16 protein-coding genes are annotated in these 21977 nt (G+C 55.0%); 4 read left to right on the top strand and 12 right to left on the bottom strand.

What is annotated here, in order from left to right:
- Window positions 1-37: 37 nt before the first annotated feature.
- Complete coding sequence (locus EDC27_RS09515) at window positions 38-1162, bottom strand: GNAT family N-acetyltransferase (protein WP_170161732.1); 1125 nt, start codon at window positions 1160-1162, stop codon at window positions 38-40.
- A 166-nt stretch (window positions 1163-1328) separates the two neighbouring features.
- Here EDC27_RS09515 and EDC27_RS09510 point away from each other — a divergent pair, with 166 nt between their 5' ends.
- Complete coding sequence (locus EDC27_RS09510) at window positions 1329-2711, top strand: dipeptidase (protein WP_123290379.1); 1383 nt, start codon at window positions 1329-1331, stop codon at window positions 2709-2711.
- 3 nt (window positions 2712-2714) lie between these two features.
- Here EDC27_RS09510 and EDC27_RS09505 read toward each other — a convergent pair whose 3' ends face one another.
- The 8 genes from EDC27_RS09505 to EDC27_RS09470 all read right to left on the bottom strand — a co-directional run bounded on the left by EDC27_RS09505 (window position 2715) and on the right by EDC27_RS09470 (window position 12014).
- The gene (locus tag EDC27_RS09505; RefSeq protein ID WP_123290378.1) at window positions 2715-3008 is read right to left on the bottom strand and encodes a hypothetical protein; all 294 of its coding nucleotides are present in this window, start codon (window positions 3006-3008) and stop codon (window positions 2715-2717) included.
- 20 nt (window positions 3009-3028) lie between these two features.
- Entirely contained in the window at window positions 3029-3676 is a 648-nt protein-coding gene (locus EDC27_RS09500; protein WP_170161731.1) for a zinc-ribbon domain-containing protein, read from the bottom strand.
- Window positions 3677-4297: 621 nt separating this feature from the next.
- Window positions 4298-5620: a histidinol dehydrogenase gene (hisD, locus tag EDC27_RS09495; RefSeq protein WP_123290376.1), complete on the bottom strand. Its 1323-nt coding sequence runs from the start codon at window positions 5618-5620 to the stop codon at window positions 4298-4300.
- A gap of 1 nt (window position 5621) precedes the next feature.
- Window positions 5622-6407, bottom strand: coding sequence for a septal ring lytic transglycosylase RlpA family protein (locus EDC27_RS09490; protein WP_123290375.1), 786 nt, complete (start codon window positions 6405-6407; stop codon window positions 5622-5624).
- A 2-nt stretch (window positions 6408-6409) separates the two neighbouring features.
- Entirely contained in the window at window positions 6410-8257 is a 1848-nt protein-coding gene (locus tag EDC27_RS09485) for a triose-phosphate isomerase (RefSeq protein ID WP_123290374.1), read from the bottom strand.
- A gap of 6 nt (window positions 8258-8263) precedes the next feature.
- Window positions 8264-10114 (bottom strand): aspartate--tRNA ligase, encoded by a 1851-nt coding sequence (gene aspS / locus EDC27_RS09480; RefSeq protein WP_123290373.1) that lies wholly within the window; start codon window positions 10112-10114, stop codon window positions 8264-8266.
- Window positions 10115-10138: 24 nt separating this feature from the next.
- On the bottom strand, window positions 10139-11410 hold the full coding sequence (gene hisS / locus EDC27_RS09475) for a histidine--tRNA ligase (RefSeq protein WP_123290372.1): 1272 nt from the start codon (window positions 11408-11410) through the stop codon (window positions 10139-10141).
- A gap of 220 nt (window positions 11411-11630) precedes the next feature.
- Complete coding sequence (locus tag EDC27_RS09470; protein WP_148045727.1) at window positions 11631-12014, bottom strand: hypothetical protein; 384 nt, start codon at window positions 12012-12014, stop codon at window positions 11631-11633.
- Between the two features lie 38 nt (window positions 12015-12052).
- On the opposite strand from EDC27_RS09470, the gene EDC27_RS15805 reads away from it, so the two are divergent.
- Entirely contained in the window at window positions 12053-12595 is a 543-nt protein-coding gene (locus EDC27_RS15805) for a hypothetical protein (protein ID WP_148045726.1), read from the top strand.
- A 1371-nt stretch (window positions 12596-13966) separates the two neighbouring features.
- Window positions 13967-15316: a short-chain fatty acid transporter gene (locus tag EDC27_RS09445; RefSeq protein WP_123290366.1), complete on the top strand. Its 1350-nt coding sequence runs from the start codon at window positions 13967-13969 to the stop codon at window positions 15314-15316.
- Window positions 15317-15734: 418 nt separating this feature from the next.
- On the opposite strand, the gene EDC27_RS09435 is transcribed toward EDC27_RS09445, so the two are convergent.
- The 3 genes from EDC27_RS09435 to EDC27_RS09425 form a co-directional block, all read right to left on the bottom strand.
- The gene (locus EDC27_RS09435) at window positions 15735-16103 is read right to left on the bottom strand and encodes a hypothetical protein (protein ID WP_148045725.1); all 369 of its coding nucleotides are present in this window, start codon (window positions 16101-16103) and stop codon (window positions 15735-15737) included.
- Window positions 16104-16476: 373 nt separating this feature from the next.
- Window positions 16477-17325: an OmpA family protein gene (locus EDC27_RS09430; protein WP_123290363.1), complete on the bottom strand. Its 849-nt coding sequence runs from the start codon at window positions 17323-17325 to the stop codon at window positions 16477-16479.
- 86 nt (window positions 17326-17411) lie between these two features.
- Entirely contained in the window at window positions 17412-18179 is a 768-nt protein-coding gene (locus tag EDC27_RS09425) for an ADP-ribosylglycohydrolase family protein (RefSeq protein WP_123290362.1), read from the bottom strand.
- A 1603-nt stretch (window positions 18180-19782) separates the two neighbouring features.
- Here EDC27_RS09425 and EDC27_RS09410 point away from each other — a divergent pair.
- Complete coding sequence (locus EDC27_RS09410) at window positions 19783-21081, top strand: carbohydrate porin (protein WP_170161730.1); 1299 nt, start codon at window positions 19783-19785, stop codon at window positions 21079-21081.
- Window positions 21082-21977: the final 896 nt, after the last annotated feature.

The following is a 21977-nucleotide window of genomic DNA, read 5'->3' as shown; positions in this document are numbered from 1 at the left end:
TAACTTCACCTGCGACATCTTAAAAGCCTCACCGAATCTATCGCCCCTGACTTTTGGGCTCTTCCTCATAGCGACCCAAAATGGAATAGGCCGTTTGGATCTGTTCTTCCCCGTAGAACTTGATGTAATGCTGCACAGTGGTGCTTTCAAAACCCCGATACGTTTTATGTTCCCCTCCAAAGCCGGGATCAAATGTTTCTATGCCATGGCTTATGGCATATCGAATGGGTTCGTAATAGCACACGGCAAAGTGAAGAAATGGAACCTGATCGTAACTGCCCCAGTATCGGCCGTAGAGGTGTTTTCCCTTGTGATAAAAGACCGCCATGGCCAAAAGATCTCTGCCTTTGTGGGCAACGCAAAAGAGGAGGCGGTGTCGATACAACCGGCCCAGCAGGTGAAAGAAACGGCGATTGAGGAAAGGCCGAACATCATGGCCCATGTGCTTTTCCCAGGTCAGGCTATACAAGTCGAACATGATGTCGTAATAGTCTTCGGGGACGTCCTCTCCAGGCACCATGGCCAAGCGAATCCCTTGCGCCTCGATATCCCGAATTTCACGTCGTATCTTGTGCCGCCGTGGCGCTCGAAATGTGGCCAAAAAATCATCAAAGTTTTTGTAGCCCTTATTTTGCCACAGGCAGTAATCACTTCGAAGTCCCACAAATCCTCTGCGAAGCAGCATTTCGTGAAGGCCCGGCGCGGCATCCGCAAAAAAATAGATGCGCCACGTGGCAAACCCTCGAGTCTCACACACAAAATCCACGTATTTCGCCATCATGGCATAGACGTGTGCTGCATCGTGCGCCGAGCCGTAAAGAAACTGATACGCCGGCACGGGAGTGAGAGGTACCGTGGCCATGAGGCCCACGTGGTAAGGAAAGCCGGTCAATTCGACGAGAAAGCGCAGCAACCCTCCATCGCCGAATTCCACCCAAGGCCGCGTTCTTTCATACAAGGGAGCGATGGCCATCAGGCGGCCGTCGACGTAGGCCAAAATGTGCCGAGGCACAAAACCCCGGTCCGGGCTCAACACGCCGGATCGTTCCAGGCTATAGAGGTATTCCCATTCCATCATGGGAGCCGCCTGTCGGCTCAGGTGGTTCCACACTGCCGGATCCACCCTTTCCACGCCGGAGACCATTTCAAATCGCACAGTCATGGCGCAACGCCCCTTGCTTTCCATTGGTGGTGCCCGATCCTATTCCAGGACTGCGGTCAGGTCAACGCACAGGAAGACGCTTTGCCAAGCTGCCAAAAGGTTGTATGGTGCGCTACGGCCGAATCGGGCCCAAGAAATCCCCCTGCGTTCATAAGGAGCGACGCCAATGGCTTTGACGGATGTTTTTGGCAAGATCGACACCAATCTGGATCGGTACGTGAGGGAGCTCAAAGAGCTCCTAGCCATTCCCAGTGTCAGCACCTACTCCCGCCATCGCGGCGACGTGCGCCGAGCCGCCGAATGGGTGCTCAACCACTGCAAGCGCATGGGCCTGGAGGCTCAGTTGCACGACACGGCCGGACACCCCGTGGTCACGGCTTCCCGGTGCCCTCATCCCCATCGACCGACTCTTCTCATCTACGGCCACTATGACGTGCAACCTGCGGAACCCGAAGAAGAGTGGAACACACCACCCTTTCAACCCACGGTGCGCGACGAGTTTATCTATGCCCGCGGCGCCAGCGACGATAAGGGACAGTTCTTCACGTATCTTAAAGCCCTGGAAGTCGTGCTGGCCGCTCGAGGTGATCTGCCCATCAATGTGAAACTCCTCGTAGAAGGCGAAGAGGAAATCGGGAGCCCTCATCTCGGCGCCTTCTTGAAAAAGCATCGCGGCCAACTGAAAGCCGACGCCATCGCCATTTCCGACGGCGCCCAGTTTTCCGACAACGTGCCCGCCATCACTTACGGGTTGCGCGGCCTTGCTTACATGGAACTCAATGTTCAGGCATCACGAACGGACCTTCACTCGGGAAGCTTCGGAGGCATCGCCCCCAATCCCATTCATGCGCTGGTGACCTTATTGGCTCGGCTGAAAAACCCAGACGGCACCATCGCCATACCCGGATTTTACGATACCGTGGCGCCCCTGGAACTCTGGGAACGAGAGGCCATGGGGGCCCTGCCCTTTGACGAAGAGAAACTCAAGGCCTATCTCGGCCTGTCCTATCTGTGTGAAGAACCGGGCTACAACGCTCTGGAATCCAAAACGGCACGCCCCACTCTCGACATCAACGGCATTTGGGGTGGGTTTTCCGGGGAAGGAGCCAAGACCGTGATTCCGGCTAAGGCGGGCGCCAAGGTGAGCATGCGGTTGGTGCCGCATCAAAAACCACAGCAGATCGCCGAACTGTTCACCCGCTACGTGACGGATCTTTGCCCTAAAGAAGTGCAGCTTCAGGTGAAGGCTCTGCACGGCGCCGAACCCGTTCTCGTGTCTCGCGACCTGCCTCAGATGCAGGCAGCGGCGCGAGCCATCGAAACCGGCTTCGGCGTGGCCCCCGTGTTCATTCGTGAAGGCGGCTCGATTCCGATCGTGAATCTTTTTAAGAAAGTTTTGGGGTTGGAAGCCATCCTTCTTCTGGGATGGGGTCGCCCGGACGATGGCGCTCATGCCCCCAACGAACGGTTTGCTCTGAGCGACTTCAAAAACGGGATTCGATCTGCTGCTGCGCTCCTTTTTGAAATGGAGACCTGTTACGATGGATAAGGCTTAGTGGTGGTCGCCGGCGTAGAGCACCGGGGGCTGCTGATCTCCGTAAGCAGCGCGTATTTCTTTGAGCAGTTGGTTTGTGGCCTTCTCAATGCGGATCACATCCTGCTCACTGACACGGTCTTCGGAAAGGTTTTGTAGCGATTCTTTCAAGCGTAGGAATTGCTTGATAATTTCAGGGCGAATCTTGCCTTCCCCCAAGTGGTTGTTCAGGTCCAAAATGGTATTCACACAGCTTTCCACCCGCGCTCGAAAATGCTTGGAGCGCTGCGTTTTTCCGCTTCGGCGAAACATGCGAGTCAAGGTTTTCCCGATCAGATCTGCCCCCTTTCTTCCAGAGCCTCCTTGAAGATGCGATAAAAACTACGGGCCTTTTTCACCTCGCTCTGCAAAACGGGCTGCATCCTTGCCAAATTCCCGGCATGAATGATCAGATCCACTTCTTTTCGAAAAGCGGCCATGGAATCCATGGTGCGGTCCTCTGCACTGATTAGGCATACAAAGAGGGTTCGGCGCTGGTCCATGGGCAAGGCTTTCAAGAAATCCACAATCACCTGGCGTCGATCCGTGGGGGCCAGAGGTTCTTCAAGAACCAGCACCTCGTAGCCCCCTTGGCGCAATCGACGCACGGTGCGATCGGGATCTTCTTCCACATAGGGCTGAAAACCCGCTTCTTTCAAGCTTTCAGTGACCAGAGCCCTTCGATGGGAATCGTCAATGCACACAAGGGCCGCCTTGCCCCCCTCTTGCAGAATATCCTGAAAAACATCGTCTTCGATGGTTTCCGAAACAGGAAGCCTTTCTTGGTGAGGCGCCGCGGGGCCGGAGATTTCATCCGTGGCACAGCGCACGGCAATGGTGTGCCGGCATCGAGGACACTGCACTCGAAAAGACTTTCCCTGAGGTATCTTTTCCTCAGGCACATTGAAAGACGCCTGGCATTGCTCGCAGGTGATTTTCACGGGCAGGGCCCCTCTTCTGTCCAGTCCGTTGACCTCTTTTTCCGCACATCCTCTTGGTGTTTTTACGCGATCCCAAACCTCAAGGTCAACCCGCAAGACACCCCCCCTCGCCGAAAGGCAGGCTCAAAACCCCCAGGCGTCCATGGGGGCTTGCCCTTTTGAGGGATCGATCTCTGGGCATGGGGCAAAAAAAGGGTCCACGCTTTCGCGGGAATGACGACCTCGAGGGGCACCCTCATGGCTTCTGGCCCTTTGGATCCCCGTTTTCCATTGGTTCGCAGGTCGCGCGAGGCAACTTGTTCTTATATCCGTGCTCCTTCCCCTTCCGCGGCGATACGCTGGACTCAAGCACAATGCTACGGCTTTCGAGACCAAGCTCCGTCTTTACGCAAAGACAAGCATATAGCCCCACCGATACCTTCTGTTCGCCCGGCAAGGTCCCTGCTCCTAAGGGATGAATGTCCGCGGGGCATGACCGCCTCGGGCCGCCTAAGGCATACACACTTTGTGTTTTTACAAAACCTCCTGGCTCCTTAAGTTGTTATGTTCAGATAAAAACCCGATTTTTCAAGAAATGGCGTTCTGGGACCTCCGTCTCTCGGGGATCCATCTTTTCCACCGTCAAACCCGGCCATGGGAACGGGAGGCCATGCGCACCTGCACGGACCGAGCGTGCGCATCCAGCCGCTCCAGGGACGCCAAGGCCATGACGGCCGCCGCATCCCGTTCAAAAGCTTTTTCACTGTAGGCCAGAAGTGTGGTTTTCTTAAGAAAAGTTTCCACGCTCAAAGCCGAAGCAAACCGTGCCGTGCCGCTGGTGGGTAGCACGTGATTGGGTCCCGCAAAGTAGTCCCCTAGAGCCTCCGGTGTGTGCGCGCCCATGAACACCGCTCCGGCATGGCGCACCGAAGGCAAAAGAGCCCATGGATCTTCAACGAGCAATTCCAGGTGTTCCGGTGCCAGGCGGTTGGCCACGACCATGGCTTCTTCGAGGGTGCTGGTTTGAACGATGGCGCCGTATCGAGCCAGCGCTCGGCGAGCGATGTCCTGCCGCGCCAGCTCGGCCGTTTGGGTTTCCAAGGCGGCCAGAACCTTTTCGGCCATGTGCGTATCATCGGTGATACATACGGCGCTCGCCATGGGATCATGTTCCGCCTGGCTCAAAAGGTCGGCCGCCACGAAGTTTGGATCGGCGGAATGGTCGGCCACCACGACCACTTCGCTGGGCCCGGCCAGGCCGTCAAGGCCCACACGACCCGCCACAAGCTTTTTGGCCACAGACACATAAATGTTTCCGGGTCCCACCAGAACGTCCACAGCACGCACACTTTGGGTGCCGAAAGCTAAAGCGGCCACCGCCCAGGCACTACCGATGGGGTGAATGCGGTGAACGCCGGCTTCGCGCGCCGCCACCAGCAAATAGGGATTGAGAGAGCCGTCGCGACGTGGAGGCGATACCATGGCAATATCGGAGACTCCGGCCACCACCGCAGGCACAGCGGTCATCAGCACGGTGGAAACCAGAGGGGTTTCACCACCCTGCCCACCGGGCACATACAATCCGGCGGCGGCGACGGGCTGTACGAGCTGCCCCATGTAACAGCCGTTCGAGCGGGTTATAAACCAGGAGGACTGTTTCTGGTGTTCATGAAAGGCAAAGATATTGTCTCGAGCTCGGCGAATGACGTCCACCAAGGATGGATCAGCCACCGCGTAGGCCCGATCGATCTCTTCAGGAGGCACCGTCATCTGATGGGAGCTAAAATCGGGCGCATCAAATCGCCGCGTGAAGCGAACCAGTGCGTCATCCCCTTCACGGCGCACAGCTTCCAGGATTTCCTGAACCCCTTTTTCCACTTCCGGATCCACAGCCACCTGTCGACCCGTCACCACGCTGAAAAACCGCTCGGCTTCCGCAGACGGATAGCTCAATACCGGCACCATCTCATTGCCCCTCCAGTGCGATCACAAAAGCGTCGCGATACCCCTGACGCTGAAAGGTTTCCATGGACTGCAGCGCTCGATCCAGATCCGTAAAATGGCCCACCTGAACTCTGTAAAAAACACTCCCCGCCACCCAAGCGGTTCTCACGGCAACCTCACCGTAACGCTTGGCCATTTTCTTTTTCAGCCACTGCGCGTTGTCGGCATTTTGAAAGGAACCCACTTGAACGGCAAAGGGTCCCTGACGATACGGCCGCACAGGTTCCACTTGCCATGAAGGGCTGGACCCGGCCACCAGCACAGGGGTGGTTACGCGCACCGCTTCCACCACCACGGGAGCAATCCCATCATTAAGGATGCCGAGGGCTCGAGCTGCTCCATAGGATAGATCGATCACGCGACCGGGCACAAAGGGCCCTCGATCATTGATGCGCACAATAATGGAACGTCCCGTGCGCCTGTCCGTCACCTTCACATGGGTTCCCAATGGCAAGATCTTATGGGCTGCCGTCATGGCGTACATGTCAAAGGGTTCACCGCTGGCCGTGGACCGGCCGTGAAAGTCTCGACCGTACCAACTGGCATAGCCTTCTTCGCGAAACCCTTCAGCGCTGGGAATCGGGTAATACCACACGCCGTTGATTTGGTAGGGTTTTTGAGTGCCAATGGGCGGTGGTGTGCCGGGAGGGAGGGCACCGGGGGCTGGCGGCTTTTTGGGGGCACAGCCCGAACCGATCAAGGCCGCAATGACTAACGAGACCCCTAAAGCTCTTAATGCCCCGAGCATTGTCACACGCTCCGCGAGCGTCCGTTCTTTTCCATCTCTTCCATTTTGGCCAGGGCTTCAAAGCGAATGTCGATGCCCAGAATCCCCACGATCTCTTCGTGTTCATTGCGTATGGGCGCCGACACGGTGATGCACAAGGCCCCGGTGTAGCGTGAAGTGTAAAAGTCCGTGACGTGCACCTTGCCGTTCCGCATGGGCTCAATGAACCAGGGGCGATCCGAGAGGTCTTCGCCCACCTGGGCGGCTTCGTACTTGGCCCGGTCCACGATATGGACGATGTTTCTCGTAATCTTTCGCCCTTCGGCATCCGTGACATACACGTACTGAATGAAGGGATTGAGTTCCAAAAGCGTCTGCAAGACGGGTTCTTGCATAGACGGATCCATGCTCTTAATGGCGGCGTTTTCCACCACCTCGGCCACCAAATGAGCGGCCAGGGACCGAGCGCGCTCCTTGAGGCGATCGAATTCGCTGACAAAGTATTCGGGCAGGTACCGGCGGGCCCATCGTTCCAATTCCTCATTGGATATGGACGTGGTGCGCCCGGCTGCGTATTCTTCCGTGACCCTCTTGTGAATCTTGACGATGCCCGGGTGGCGTTTGTCCAACTTCTGGTCACCTCGAAGCCGTAGCCGATTGTTTACCCAATAGGCAATGCCGGCCAGGCCCGACTTGTCGGTGATGATGACACTGACGGGACGCTTGAGAAGCCGTTGCGTATCAAAAATGTTGTAGATTTCTTCGTTCTTGACCAGTCCGTCCGCATGAATGCCCGCCTTGGTGGCGTTGAAATCTTCCCCCACAAAAGGGTAATTGGGCGGAATGCGATAGCCCAATTCTTTTTCAAAATATTCCGCAGCATCCGTGATGGCTGTGGTGTCAATGCCGTCCATGGAACCGCGAAGCCCGATGTATTCCATGAGTAGGCCTTCGATGGGCGCGTTGCCCGTCCGTTCTCCAAAGCCCAATAGAGTCCCGTTGGCCCCACTACAGCCGTAAAGCCATGCCGTGGCGGCACAAACCAAAACCTTGTGAAAGTCGTTGTGCCCGTGCCACTCCAAAAGATGCCCAGGCACCCCTGCCTCATCAATGAAGGCCCGCACGAGTTTCGGGACACTTCGCGGCAGAGCGGCCCCTGGATACGTCACGCCAAAACCCATGGTGTCACAGAGGCGAATCTTGATGTCGATGCCGCTCTCTTCCCTGAGCTTCATGAGTTCTATGGCAAAAGGAACACAGAATCCATAGGTGTCGGCTCGAGTTATATCTTCAAAGTGGCACCGAGGCCGAATGCCCTTGTCCAGGGCGGCCTTGACGATGGCAAGGTATTTTTCCAGGGCTTCCTTGCGGGTGATTTTCATTTTGAGAAAGATGTGGTAGTCGGAAACGGAGGTGAGAATCCCCGTCTCCTTCAAACCCATATCCACCACGAGCTGAAGGTCGGCCGCCACGGCCCGCACCCACCCCGTGATTTCTGGATAGGTGTATCCTTTGGCCAGGCAGGCTTCCAGGGCACGACGGTCCTTATCCGTGTAAAGAAAAAACTCCGATTGTCGAATCACCCCATTGGGGCCCGACATGCGATGCAGGAACTCAAAGATCCGCTCTATCTGTTCCACCGTATAGGGCGGTCGCGCCTGTTGTCCGTCTCGAAAGGTGGTGTCCGTAATGAAAATATCTTCCGCTGGATCGATGGGCAGCAGTTTATGATCGAAATCGATCCTCGGCACTTCCACGTACGGAAAAACATTGCGCATGAGGTTGGGTTCCGAGACATCCACCAGGCGATGATGCCAAAACCCTGTATGCTCGTGGTCCAGAACGCGTTTCTTTTCGTTCCATCGGGCCATGGAGACTTATCTCCCCTCTTTGTCCACCCTGATACATAATTCCAACAACTGGTTCACATCCGGCTCCGACGGCGCTCCGCTCATGAGACACGTGGCTTTCTGCGTCTTAGGAAACGCAATGACGTCCCGAATGGAGGTGGCGCCCGTCATGAGCATGATCAGGCGGTCGAAACCAAACGCGATGCCGCCGTGAGGGGGCGCGCCGTACTGCAGAGCATCTAAAAGAAAACCGAATTTGTCGCGAGCTTCCTGATCCCCAATGCCGAGAACGCCAAAGATCTTTTTCTGCACATCTTCCCGGTGAATGCGAATGCTGCCTCCGCCGATTTCCGTGCCGTTGAGGACCAGATCGTAGGCGCGGCTTCGCACCTTCAGCGGATCGCTTTCCAAAAAATCCATATCCTCTTCCAGCGGCGATGTGAAGGGGTGATGCACCGCCACGTAACGTTTCTCGTCCGGATTCCATTCCAGAAGCGGAAAATGGGTAATCCAGCAAAAGCGATATTGCCCTTTGGGAATCAGGTCCAACTGCTGAGCCAAGCGGGTGCGCACATTGCCCAGGGTTTCGTGGACAACCGTGGGGTGATCGGCCATGAAAAACAAAATATCCCCGGGGCGGCCCTGCATCCTGTCTACAATGGCATCTCGGAGTGACGGGTCCAGGAACTTGGCGATGGGCGATTGCCATCCATCCGGCTGCAGCTTGGCCCAGGCCATGCCCTTGGCGCCGAATTCCTGGGCGTAGTGCACCAGGTCATCCAGGTCTTTTCGCGAAAGGCGCGCGCCATCGGCAAGGCGAAGGCTCTTGACCAGGCCTCCCCGCTCCACCGCCTCTCGAAACACGCGGAAGTCGCAACCTTTGACGAGATCCGTCAGGTCTGTCAGCTCAAGTCCGAAACGCAGATCCGGCCGGTCTGTACCGTAACGGTTCAGGGCGTCGCGATAGGAAAGCCGCAAAAACGGGGTGGAAAGTTCCAGCCCCAAAAGATCCTTGAACAAGATGCTTAGCCAGCCCTCGATGAGCTCATAGATGTCTTCCTCCTCGATGAAACTCATCTCCAGATCCAACTGCGTAAATTCCGGCTGCCGATCGGCGCGAAGGTCTTCATCCCGAAAGCACTTCACGATTTGCATGTAGCGCTCCAATCCGGCCACCATGAGCAACTGTTTGAAAAGCTGGGGGGACTGGGGCAGAGCGTAAAACTTGCCGGGATTGACTCGAGACGGCACCAAGTAGTCTCGAGCCCCTTCCGGTGTGCTCTTGGTCAGCACCGGGGTTTCCACTTCGATGAACCCACGTTCGGCAAAATAGTTTCGGGTCAGAAAAGCAGCCCGATGCCTCAGGCGCAGATGGGCCTGCATGACCGGGCGGCGTAAATCCAGATAGCGGTATTTCAGCCGAACACTTTCACTGACTTCCGTGTCGTCTTCGATGAGAAAAGGTGGTGTCTTGGCTACATTGAGAATCTTTAGAGCATACACCAGAACTTCGATGTCTCCCGTTTTCAGTTTGGGATTGGCCATGCCCTCGGGGCGCTGACGCACGGTGCCTTGAACCGCAATGACATATTCGCTACGCAAGGCGTGCGCCGCTTCGTGCGCCGCGGCATCAGCTTGAGGGTCAAATACGATCTGGGTTATCCCTTCACGGTCCCGAAGATCCACAAAAATCAAGCCGCCATGGTCGCGGCGCCGCTGCACCCATCCCATCAAGACGACGTTTTGGCCGGAGTGATCGAGCCGCAGGCTGCCGCAGTCGTGACTGCGGCGCCACCCACTCGGGAATGTCAATTCCACGCTTTGTACTTCCAATGATTTTGCTTGCTGATCCACGGCGCGCTCCTGTTCCTTTTTCATCACAACACCCCTAAAGGGCGAAATTCATAGGGATTCGATTGTGCTCTTCCCCGCAAGAAACGCCGCGACGTCTTCCAAGGGAACTTGCCTTTGCTCTTTACTCACCATGTGCCGCACGACCACAGCACCTTTGGCCAGTTCCTCCTCGCCAACGATCACCACGTGGGCTGCGCCCATTTTGTTCGCACGTCGCATCTGGCTCTTGAGGCTGCCGCCGCCATGGCCCAGCTCCGCGGCCACGCCCTGCGTGCGCAGGTCTTGAGCCAACCGAAAGGCCTGGCCCACGGCCTCGTCGCCAACAACGGCAATGAAAACGTCAGGCTTTTTGGAATCCCATGTTTTTTCTTGCTGCAACAGCAAAATGAGGCGCTCCATGCCGATGGCAAAGCCGATCCCCGGAAGATCCGGGCCTCCAAGGTCGCGCATCAACCCGTCGTAACGCCCTCCACCACCCACGGCGTTTTGCGCTCCCAACCGGTCCGTAATGACCTCAAAGGTAGTGCGCATGTAATAGTCCAACCCTCGCACCATGCGAGAATCCACGTCATACGCCACATGAAGGTGTGAGAGGTATTCCAGAACCTTATCAAAATGCCGCCGGCATGCCTCGCACAAATACTGCCCAAGCTCCGGCGCGTCGTTGAGCGCGTCGCGGCATCGGTCCACCTTGCAATCGAATACCCGCAAAGGATTCACATGACGGCGGCGATCACAATCGGGACAAAGCTGGGAGGCTCGATCCTGAAGAAACGCCTTCAGGTCCTCGCGAAACCGAGGCCGACACGCGGGGCACCCCAAGGAATTGACGTGAAGCCCGGTGTCCCTCAGGCCAAGGCGTTGCAGAAAATCACACAGCGTGACCATGACTTCGGCATCCATCAAAGGATCGTCAATGCCAAATACCTCGGCGTCAATCTGATGAAACTGCCGATACCTTCCCTTTTGAGGCCGCTCATGGCGAAACATGGGCCCGATGGTGTAGAACTTTCGTGCCAGAGGATCCGCATGGAGATTGTGCTCGATAAAGGCACGAACCATCGAAGCGGTGGCTTCCGGCCGCAGGGCCAGCCACTGGCCCTTGCTGTCCGCAAAGGCGTACATTTCCTTTTCCACGATGTCCGTGCTTTCGCCGATGCTTCGCGCGAAAAGTTCCAATTTTTCCACCAGGGGTGTCCGAATTTCCCGGTACCCATAAAGCTCAAGCACTTGCCGCGCCGTTGCTTCTACTTTTTGCCACCAATGCACGGCATCTGGCAAAATGTCGTTCATTCCGCGAACCGCTTGCACCCGTTCCACACCTTACCCCTTCACTTCGTGCTCGGGTTCCCGCGAAATACCTCGAACCCTCGTCCACTGGGCGCCCTTCTTTTTGGGCTGCCGCCGCACGCCACAAAAAGTTTCTTGTACCTAAACTGAACGATTTAAAAGCAGAAAAATCCCACCAATTGGGCTCCTTACGTGGTAAAGTGAGGTCATCACATACCGCGCACCGGCAACCCAAAAGGTGGGAAGATCCCTATGGGATGTACCACAACTGCGACAAAAAAGCAAAGCAACGATTGACGGCATTGACGCGACCAACGATACGCTCACGGGCCGCGGCGGTTTGAGTTTGTTTATGCGCAATCTTCGCACCATCCAGATTTGCTCGCACATCGAGACCTTTTTCGGCTCCAGGCGTCGACGCCGCAAGGGGCAGCCGATCCCCCCAGAGATCACACAGCTCCTGTGTTTTTTCTTCGACGGCACCGACCGGCACCGCGCCACCTTCGACACCCTGTCCATGGACGCCGGCTAAGGCGCCGTCACCGAGACTGAGCCCGAAAGCATGCTGTGCTCCCTCCCCGTCAAACGCTTCTTCTGCTCTTTGTGGTCGTCGCGCATAAAGCTTTTCCGCCACCTTGTGCCGCGGCTGTTTTTGTCGCGCCCTGAAAAGTGATGGCGACAACCTTTGAGGCCCTGCGTTTCGAAAGGATTTGGCAAAAAAAAGCGGGGCGCCGCCCAGATCTTGTTGATCGTGAGAGACGTGCCGCGCCGAAGAGAGAACCTCCAGATGGCGAGGTGCTTCCAAAATCGCTTAAATTTAAAGTTACACGAAACATCTGGGCTCATTCACCGAAAAAATGCACCGTCATCCATAAGAAAATGCCCATCGGCGTGCCAAAACCCTCATCTTCGATGGTTAAGGAAACACTCGGCGGCTTTCTCTTGCACGGCTATCGCTCAAATGAGGAAATAAACCGGACGGCGGTGAAAGCCGAAGAAGGCGAAATTGCCTTAGAAATCAAGGTCAACGACACCGATATGTGGGTCAATCAGGTGGAGAGCTCTTGGGGATTGCAACTCCATGAGGTTGTTCACAGGGATCCCTATCCGACTAAGCCAAGGCAGGTCATGAAGGCTTGCGTGGGGCCGACGGCATTCGTCCTATTTTCCAGCCAAAGGGGGAGATCTAGGGCTCTCTGTTTGAAGCTGTCATAAGAGTGCGCATACGCCCATTCACGCAAGGCGGTTTGTACAAAGCGCTCGATCATGCCATTGGAGCAGGGGCTGTATGGCTTGGTGAACCGGTGTTTCAGGCCTAAGCGTTGGCCCAGAGGTTCAAAGCGTCTCGATCAGTTGCCCGCTCCGTTGTCGGTCGTTACGGGCTTGAAACGATTACCCTGCCAAGCGTGGTAGCGGACTGCGTGGAATATAGAGTACGGAAGGCGCTGCGTGCGAGTATCATTGGGCTGAATGGTCGTAAAGCCGATCCGGGACTGGTCATCAATGGCAACGCCCATGTTGCCAGCCTGCGCCTCATCCATTTTGTTACCGGTTCTCGGTGACTCGATGCCCTGGGCGCTCCAACGACTCTTTTTTCGATATCTTGATGCAGTGGGTTACTCGGGCTTTATGTTCGTAGCGATTGTCCGGTCTAGGCGGCTATAGCGCTGATAGGCGTTCAAGCCCTCCCGCCCAAGAAGGTGAGCGAGAGCGATCTCGCCAATACTGACTCCGTGGGCGATCTGCCTATAGGTTTGCCGTTGACGCCGCCTGGTAAGAATTTCGTCAATCACAGGCTTATACATTGCCGGCGGGCTGAGGTGGGGTTGGGTTGAGCGGGGTTCCAAGCGACTCACTCTTTCTTGGGGTCACGACGTAGCCATTTGTACACGGTTCTCATTCGATACCCATCGCCTGGGCGACTACGGCTGCTCCAAGTCCTTCCTCAAGCACCCTGCGCACGAGCAGGACACGACCATGGACCGTTAGACCCGCATACTTATCGTTGTTTGGAATATTCGATGAAAAGTGATCCATGAGCGGTATGATCTGGCACCTGGCGGAAGAGGCATAGCCCCAGGAAGGTTCTTTAATCTACGTCAGTCGAAGCTCCCACTTGTGGGACGTGGTTCCATGGTAATGACAGCCTTTTTTCGAGAAAACGATCCACGTCCCCGCCTAAACTGCTGAGGCATTCAAAAAAACGTTGGGGGAAAAACGGACTGAATACCTTGATATGATCACCTATTCGTGGCGCAGGTCAGTCCTTAGACCCATATTGTTGATCCTTTCAAAACGCTCTGCTAAAATAAATCTTACTTGTTGCTTATGCCCTTTGCCCGAGCTGGAGGCCGTAATGAGGCAGGTTATTTCCGGTAGAGGAATGGCCCACGATTAAGACCTTCAAACCCCATGCGGAAAGTAAATCCGGATGGACGGAATCCTTTTGTTCTGCCCCGGCACTTCTACACTGACTGTCCCCCTCTGCTCTTCACCAAGGGGTGTCGCGATGGCAACACGCTTTTTGGTATGCAGTCCAAAGGCTATGTGCAACCGGTTAAAAACTAAAACCAAAGGAGGTCAGTCATGATTAGAGCAATGGGGAGAGCATTTGACCAGATGGCACGCAAATGGATGCCGGATCCGATGCTGTTCGCGATCCTACTGACATTCATCACTTACCTGCTTGGAGTGTTTCTCACCAAGTCCGGGCCGTTTCAAATGATTCAACACTGGTATAAGGGGTTTTGGGAGCTCCTGTCCTTTGCGATGCAGATGTGCTTGATTCTTGTCACCGGCCATGCGCTGGCCACCTCGCCGCTGGTCAGGAGAGTCATCCAATACCTTGCCGAAATTCCCAAAAAACAGGCTGGTGCGATCTTTTTGGTAGGCCTAACTGCCGCCATCGCCTCGTGGATCAACTGGGGATTGGGAATTATCGTTGGCGCCCTCATGGCCCGGGAAGTGGGGCGCAGCGCCGAACTTCGTGGTATTCCTGTCCACTATCCGCTGCTTGGCGCAGCCGGGTACGCCGGATTTTTGACCTGGCACGGTGGGCTTTCCGCTTCGGCCCCCCTGCTGGTCGCCACTGAAAATCACTTCCTGGTTAACGAGATCGGGATTATTCCCTCCAGCCAAACGCTCTTCAGCCCCATGAACATCATTATTTCCATCGTGCTGATCCTGCTTGTTCCGCTGATCTGCATACTCATGGCCCCCCGCAATGAAAGTGAAGTGGAACGGATCACGGACATCAGCCCCGATCTCGTTGAAATGAAAATCAGCGAGACCGTGGCCACGGACCAAATGGTCCTGGCCGATAAGATTGAAAACAGCAAGATCATCTCCGGCATAATAGGTCTGGGGGGCATGATTTACGTGGTTTGGTATTTCTTCACGCAAGGATTCAAGCTCGACTTGAATATCGTCAATTTTACCTTTCTTTTTTTGGGGATCCTGTTCCAGCGCACCCCTATTAACTATATCCGTGCCACCAGTGAAGGTGCCAGGGCATGCGCCGGAATCATCGTTCAATTTCCCTTTTACGCCGGAATCATGGGGATGATGAAGTACTCCGGATTGGTAACAATTATCTCCGGCTGGTTCGTGGCCATCTCCAACGAAGTGACTTATCCGGTGTTCGCCTTCCTTAGCGCCGGATTAGTCAACCTTTTCGTGCCTTCCGGTGGTGGACAATGGGCAATACAGGGTCCCATCATGGTGGATGCAGCCAAGGCCATGAACTTCGACATAAACAAAGCCATCATGGCCGTGGCGTATGGCGATGAATGGACCAACATGCTGCAGCCGTTTTGGGCCTTGGCGCTTCTGGGTATTACCAAATTGAAAGCCCGAGAAATCGTGGGTTACACCATGGTGGTCATGGTGGTCAGCGCGGTGGTTTTCATCCTTGGGCTTATCCTTCTGCCCACATAAGGCGAACCCCGAAACTTTTGGATCGGAGTGTTTCCCCCGACCCCACCTTTCAAGGTGAGATCGGGGGAAGCGGTTGCAACGCGGGCGGTTCCATTGGAATTGGGCGTTTCGGACCGGAGGATGAGGATCCTTTCACCGTCACAAAATCGGGAGGTGTCTTTTCAGCTCCCGCTTCAAAATTTTCCCATAGGGCTTTTGATAAATTCTTTTACCACGACGTATTCTTTGGGTACCTTGTAGCCCGAAAGTCAGGCTTTTTTAGAGACTTTGATCGCAACCCCATTGATCATCTTCCCCGGTTTAGGGCCAATTAGCATCGCCACCCTATCCGCCATTCGGGGTTCGGAAGACCGATGACGGCACATGCCTGAACCTCCGGCCGCTGAAAAGTCGCTCTTCAAACTCTTAGTGAAAAACGTTAACCGCGACAAAAAGCAAAGCAACGATTGACGGCGTTGACGTGACCAACGATACACTCACGGGCCGCGGCGGTTTGAGTCTGTTTGTGCGCAATCTTCGCACCATCCAGATTTGCTCGCACATCGATATCTTTTTCGGCTTCATGCGTCGACGCCGCAAGGGGCAGCCGATCCCCCCAGAGATCACACAGCTCCTGTGCTTTTTCTTCGACGGCACCGACCGGCACCGCGCCACCTTCAACACCCTGTCCATGGACGCCGGCTAAGGCGCCGTCACCGAGACTGAGCCCGAAAGCATGCTGTGCTCCCTCCCCGTCAAACGCTTCTTCTGCTCTTTGTGGTCGTCGCGCATAAAGCTTTTCCGCCACCTTGTGCCGCGGCTGTTTTTGTCGCGCCCTGAAAAGTGACGGCGACAACCTTTGAGGCCCTGCGTTTCGAAAGGATTTGGCAAAAAAAAGCGGGGCCCCACCCAGATATTGTTGATCGTAAGAGACGTGCCGCGCCGAACAAATAACCTGCCACCGGCGAGGTGTTTCCAAAACTGCTTAAATCAGATGATACACGAAACATCTGGGTTCATTTGCCGAAAAGATGCACCGAGGGCCGTTAGAAAACGGTCATCGGCGCGCCAAAGTCGACTCTTCGATGGTCAAGGAAACGGTCAGCGGCTCTCTCTTGCGCGGGAATCGCTGAAATGAGGAAATAAAATCCTTTTTGCTTATCTTCTCCTGCCTTTTAACATCACTGCTCTACCAGCTCCACCCTCCTGTTCTTAGCACGGCCATCATCACTCTTGTTGGAGGCAACAGGTGCAAGTGAGCCCACTCCAAAAGCTTTGAGCCTTTGAGCTGAAACCTTGTATTTCGTCACAAGTTCTTTCATCACGGCATCTGCCCTTGCTTTAGAGAGTTTCATATTATATTCAATGTTTCCCACATTGTCTGTATGTCCTACCACATAAAGCTTAAGTTCTGTATTTTCCTGAAGAAGCTTTGCGATTTCTTTGATGGCTGGTTCTGACTCTGGTTTGATCTCAGCCTTATCAAAATCAAAATAGATTCCATAGACTGAGGCACTCCCTTTTGCCTGGATATAACTCATCATGCTCTTCGCATCCGCTACGACTTCCTGCACCATCGCCTCTTTCTCCACGATAGTAATTCCATAGGTTTCACCCTTTCCCCCGCCGTGCCAGGAATCTACATAAACCCAGAAGGTTTTTCCATTTTTATCCAGTTTCAACCATATTTCATAGGACTCTTCCTGATATATCTTGATCCCGCCAATATTCTCGATGGCAGCCTCATAGTTTTTTATGACCTGTAATGAAGATGGTGGGGTAAAGCCTTCCTTTATATTATAATCAAGTCTGTATACTTTTCCCTCGACCCTAATGGTGTTTCCCTCTTCATCCCGGAAATCAACCTCGTCAAATTCTCTCTTCTCGCAGTGATCGATATAGAAATTCTGCATTCGTGTAAGCATAGGATGGTCATGACAGCCTTCTTTATCCTTCTGGGCAAAGGCCGTACCGCTGAATGCAAGGAAAATACCGACGACCAACCAGATTATTTGTCTGCCCCTACTCATAACCTGTCCCTCCTTATTTAATTGAGCCTAAAGCTGCGGATCACGCGGGGCTGTCAGACGCCGCGTCGATCCGCATTTTTGACTCTCTATCTGTACTTCAGGCAGAACGCCTCGGTCACTGACCACAGGTCTGGCGTCAGCAATTCCTTAACCTTGGCTCGGATATGGTGCGGTACGCCACCGTAGAACGCCTCTGCAATCCCACCTGTGACACACCCAAGTGTGTCACTATCGCCCCCGAGCGATATAGCGTTTCGGACAGCATCTTCATAGGACGTGGAATCCAAGAACGCAATGATGGCTTCAGGCACCGTGCCTTGGCAGGAGACATCGAAGGAGTACGTCGGGCGAATGTCTTCCACGGTCCGGTCTAGATCATATTCGAATAGGCTGGCAATCCTTGACCGAATGGATTCTTTGCTGCTCCCCGTTCTGGCAAGGAAGACTGCCAGCGCGGTGGCTTGCGCTCCCTTCACGCCCTCGGGGTGGTTGTGTGTCATCTCGGCCGTCGCTTTCGCCTCAGTGAGGACCTCGTGCTCGGTTGTGAACGCGAAACCCACGGGACTAACGCGCATGGCAGATCCATTGCCCCAGCTAGAGTATGGACCGGCGTCTGGGGAGTTGAGCCAGCGCATGAAGGATCCACCGTAACCGGCGTGGGGGTACTTTCTGGCAATCCGACGCACCGAATCAACGTAGGGCTCCCTCGAAAGTATCGCATTGGCTATCGCCACGGTCAGTACGGTGTCGTCCGTAAAGTGACATCGCGGATCGAACAACGGGAAGTCCTTGGTCTTGATTCGCCGATGCTCGTATACCGAGCCGATGATGTCGCCGGCGATGGCGCCGATCATTCTGTCGTCCTCGTCAGTCCAACCATCAACTAAAGGGGCGCGACGTTTGATGCCGCGTCCCTCATGAGCGTCTTGTGACAGGTCCTTTTCTTCTCTAATATTTGTTTGGTACTTTTCCCACCAGCTTGCTATGTTTCCTAGCTTCCGTCGGTCGGAGATTCCATAAGATCTTGCCGATGCATTATAACCGCTTTTGACTCCAACCTTCTTGACTCACTTTGGATTGTGGACATCAACAATTCCTTCGCGCCACGTAATTTCGGCTACATCGTGGCCCTCAGCTGGACCGAACCAGTCCACAAGCGTTGGATTTGGTCCGCACACGGGGCCATGTGGTGGACACAACACCGGCTCATTTGGTTGGTAGGCAAAGATGGACGGCCAATCGTCAAAGGGAGATCGGGCGGGAGATTCTCAAAGGCCACAAAACCATTGTGGCTATGGCACGCAAGCACGATGTCAACTGGACACCCCCGAAAGCTGCTCTAATGACCGCTAAAATCCACTGGCGACCACCTTGGAACCCGACGATTCATGGAGGATCTGAATAAATGCACCGTCGAAGGGCCGAATGTCCTGGCCATCGGGATGGAGGCCTCGCGTCGGGGCAGGCCCCCGTGCCTGCCCCGATGGGCCGCATGACGGCTCTCATAAAGGGCAGCCACGAGGGCTGCCCCTACATGATCCGGACAGACAAGCCAAGAGCAGCGCCGTCACAATAACCCACATTTTGGTCTTGATTCCTAGGGGTTATTACAGACGCCCTAAAAAATTATTGACAGTTCTGCGCACCTGTGGTGGAGATTATTCGCCAGTTCGAGCTCCGGTTTTCACAAGGAGGCGCCACGACGGCGCGGTGCGCACGCCGGAACTCGGCAGAAGTTAACCGTTTCTGTACACAGCGGATCTAGGCCACGAAGGTCTTTTTCGGATGATCCCGAAAAACTTCGTGGCTTTTTTTGTCCTTTCGAACAGGCCGCGAAGACGGTTCGGTAAGGACGTCCCTGTGCCCTAACCCGAATGGCACGCAATGGGGAGGGTCCCCGTGGTTCCAAAAGAGCCGCAGCCCAGCGGCGAGAAAAAGTACGGGGGAGAGATGGAGCTGCGCATTATTCAAAACAATAGGAAGCAAAGGAGAACAACAAAGAAAAAGGAGCCCACTTTTCCTTTTGGTGGCTTCAAGGGCTCTGCTTTCCGGCGGCACAGTCATGACCCCTGATGAGTGGGTTCTGCCCACCCAGTTCCAGCCGGAAGTGCCGGCTGGCTTCTTTTTGACTTCACCGCCGGGCACAAGGGGGGGAGCTGCCTACCATGTCGAAGAAAATGAAGGCCGAGGACTCTCAGAACCGCCTTGCCATAACAAAAACCAACCGGTCAGAAAGGAGGTCTTGTTAAAACCTGAACCTAGTTACCCGTTCAGCTTCACTCACCCGCCGGGACATATGGACGCGAAGGGTATCGCAAAAGATGCCACGAAGGCACGGCCGCAGTGCTTTTCCCAAATCTTTAAACCAAGCCGCGAAGGCGTTTCCGTCATGAAGGCTTTTCGTTTGCGGGGCTTTTTGCGCACTCAATGGTCCATTAAATGCGGAGGAGGAAAGGCATGAAAAAGTGTGTGGTTTTGTGCGCGGCGTTTTTTGTACTGGCCTTCGCGGGCCTCGGCAGAGCCGATGACGCAGAGCTCAAGAGGGAACTGCAGATGCTTAAGCAGCGGGTGCAGGAACTGGAAGCTAAGTTGAAAGCGCAAGAAGCTATCCAGAGATCCACCGCAGCGGCGCCGGGGGATACTCAAATGGGTGGCGAGGAGCCGACGTCAATCCAGGACATGATCATGGAAAAATTCGGAACGCTCTCCATCCACGGCGGCGTGCTCACGTACTACCAAGGGCGGAACGGGCCTAACATCGACGACATGGACTACTCGGGGACCAGCGGCGCCGGTTACGTGGCTGATCTTGAGCTCTCATTTGAGCCCACCCCCAACGGCGAATTCTTCATGCGCATCCACGCCGGGGAAGGCCAAGGCGCCGACAAGGACCTGGATGACGAAGGGGCACTGTTTGCCAACCTCAATACAATCGCCGATGACAACCCGGAAAATGAAGGCGTAAGCGTGCTGGAAGCCTTTTACACGCATAAATTTTTTGAAGAGCGATTGTTTGTATCCGTAGGTAAATCCGAGCAGGTGGCGTTCATCGATGACAACGAGTTTGCCAATGACGAAGCCACCCAGTTTGTGGGCAAGCCCTTCGTTGTCAGTCCGATGCTTGACAGTGAGGACGAATACGCGCCGATGCTCGCGGTCGGCTTCAGCCCCGTCGACAATCTAGAAATGGTCGTGCTCTACGAGTCCACGTCGCGCCCGTTGCTCAGTGACGAAGACCAGAAAAGTGTGTGGGATGACATTTTCGACAACCCTTTTGTCGCCGCTCAGATGACCTTTTCCCCCGAATTTAACGGTTTGCAGGGCAACTACAGAGTGTACGGCTGGGGAGCCACCTACAAGCACCCGAAAATTGTCGGCGAGGGCACAGATCGCGGCTGGGGCATCGGTTTGAGTCTGGATCAGATGGTTCATGACAAAGTTGGTTTGTTTGCCCGACTCGCGTACAGCAATGACAACGTTTATGAAGTTCCCTGGTTCTGGTCGTTCGGCGCGAATCTAAAGGGCATGATTCCAAACAGGGACGACGATGAAATCGGGCTCGGCGTGGCCGGGCTCAAGGCCAACGACGATCTGGACAATGATGGCACCGAATACCACCTGGAAGCCTATTACCGGATTGTGCTGTCGGAGCACCTGGCCATATCCCCGGACATCCAGTTTGTGATCAACCCGCTCGGCGACACCAACAACGACAATGTGGTGGCTTTCATGATCAGGGGTGAGTTCAATTTTTAACCAAAGCGCCTTGGAAGGGGCATTAAAATGAAGGCTGCATGCTGAGCGGCTGCGACCGACGAATTCCAGCACTCAGCACGCGGCCCATGTGCCCATTGAACGGATCGATGCCGTCACCTTGTCCACATTCCCGACAACAAAGGGGACCCGACAATGATCAGAGCACACAGGTATAAGCCAAAGAAGGAGGAAAGAGACATAAAAGTCCTGACTAGGTAGCTTTATCCTTAGGTTCTGAAGGACAGCGCTCCCAATGGCCGAAAAGATTCATCGAGGGTTTTCGAGTTGCCCCGGTCTGTGCACCGAGTGCTTGAAAAGGGAGCGACCGGCCCGATCCTTGGCGGCAAAGAGCTGGATGTGAACGATTTCATCGGGCACTTTCGCCTAATGTTTGACGTCGACATGACGATAACCCGGCTCGTCACAGGGTTAGGCCTGCCTGACGCCACAATGCTGCGCGAGCTTTCGGCCCTCAGGCCTGTCAACAGGAATGAGGGCCGTCCTATTTGCCGACACGGCCCACTCTCTGACGGGTGGCAAGGCGTCACAGAAGGTAGGTGCGGCCAGCAAGATGAATGTGAGCCAAAGGACCATTTTCATAAGGATTGAGCCTTTTGCTGCGGCAGTTTTTGTGCGGCCGTGAGCGGTAAGGGCTCGATCTGATTGTTTTGCCATCGACACCGTGGTTGTGGACAACGACAAGGCCCGGGTGCGCCACGGTGTCAAGCCCATTTCCATGCATGGAAAGGGATTTGCGCCGCCTCCATCAGAGCTGATCTGCCAAAAAATGCACGATCAGAAGTTGGAAAATGCCCATCCATGTGCCACAATCAAATGACTATTGGTCAGGAAGCCGCTCGCCGCTCTCTTTTGCGCCCAAATGGCTCGAATATCGC

Source organism: Desulfosoma caldarium, from assembly GCF_003751385.1.
In the GTDB taxonomy this organism is placed as follows: Bacteria; Desulfobacterota; Syntrophobacteria; order Syntrophobacterales; family DSM-9756; genus Desulfosoma; species Desulfosoma caldarium.
This window is presented reverse-complemented; position numbering and strand designations above follow the sequence as displayed.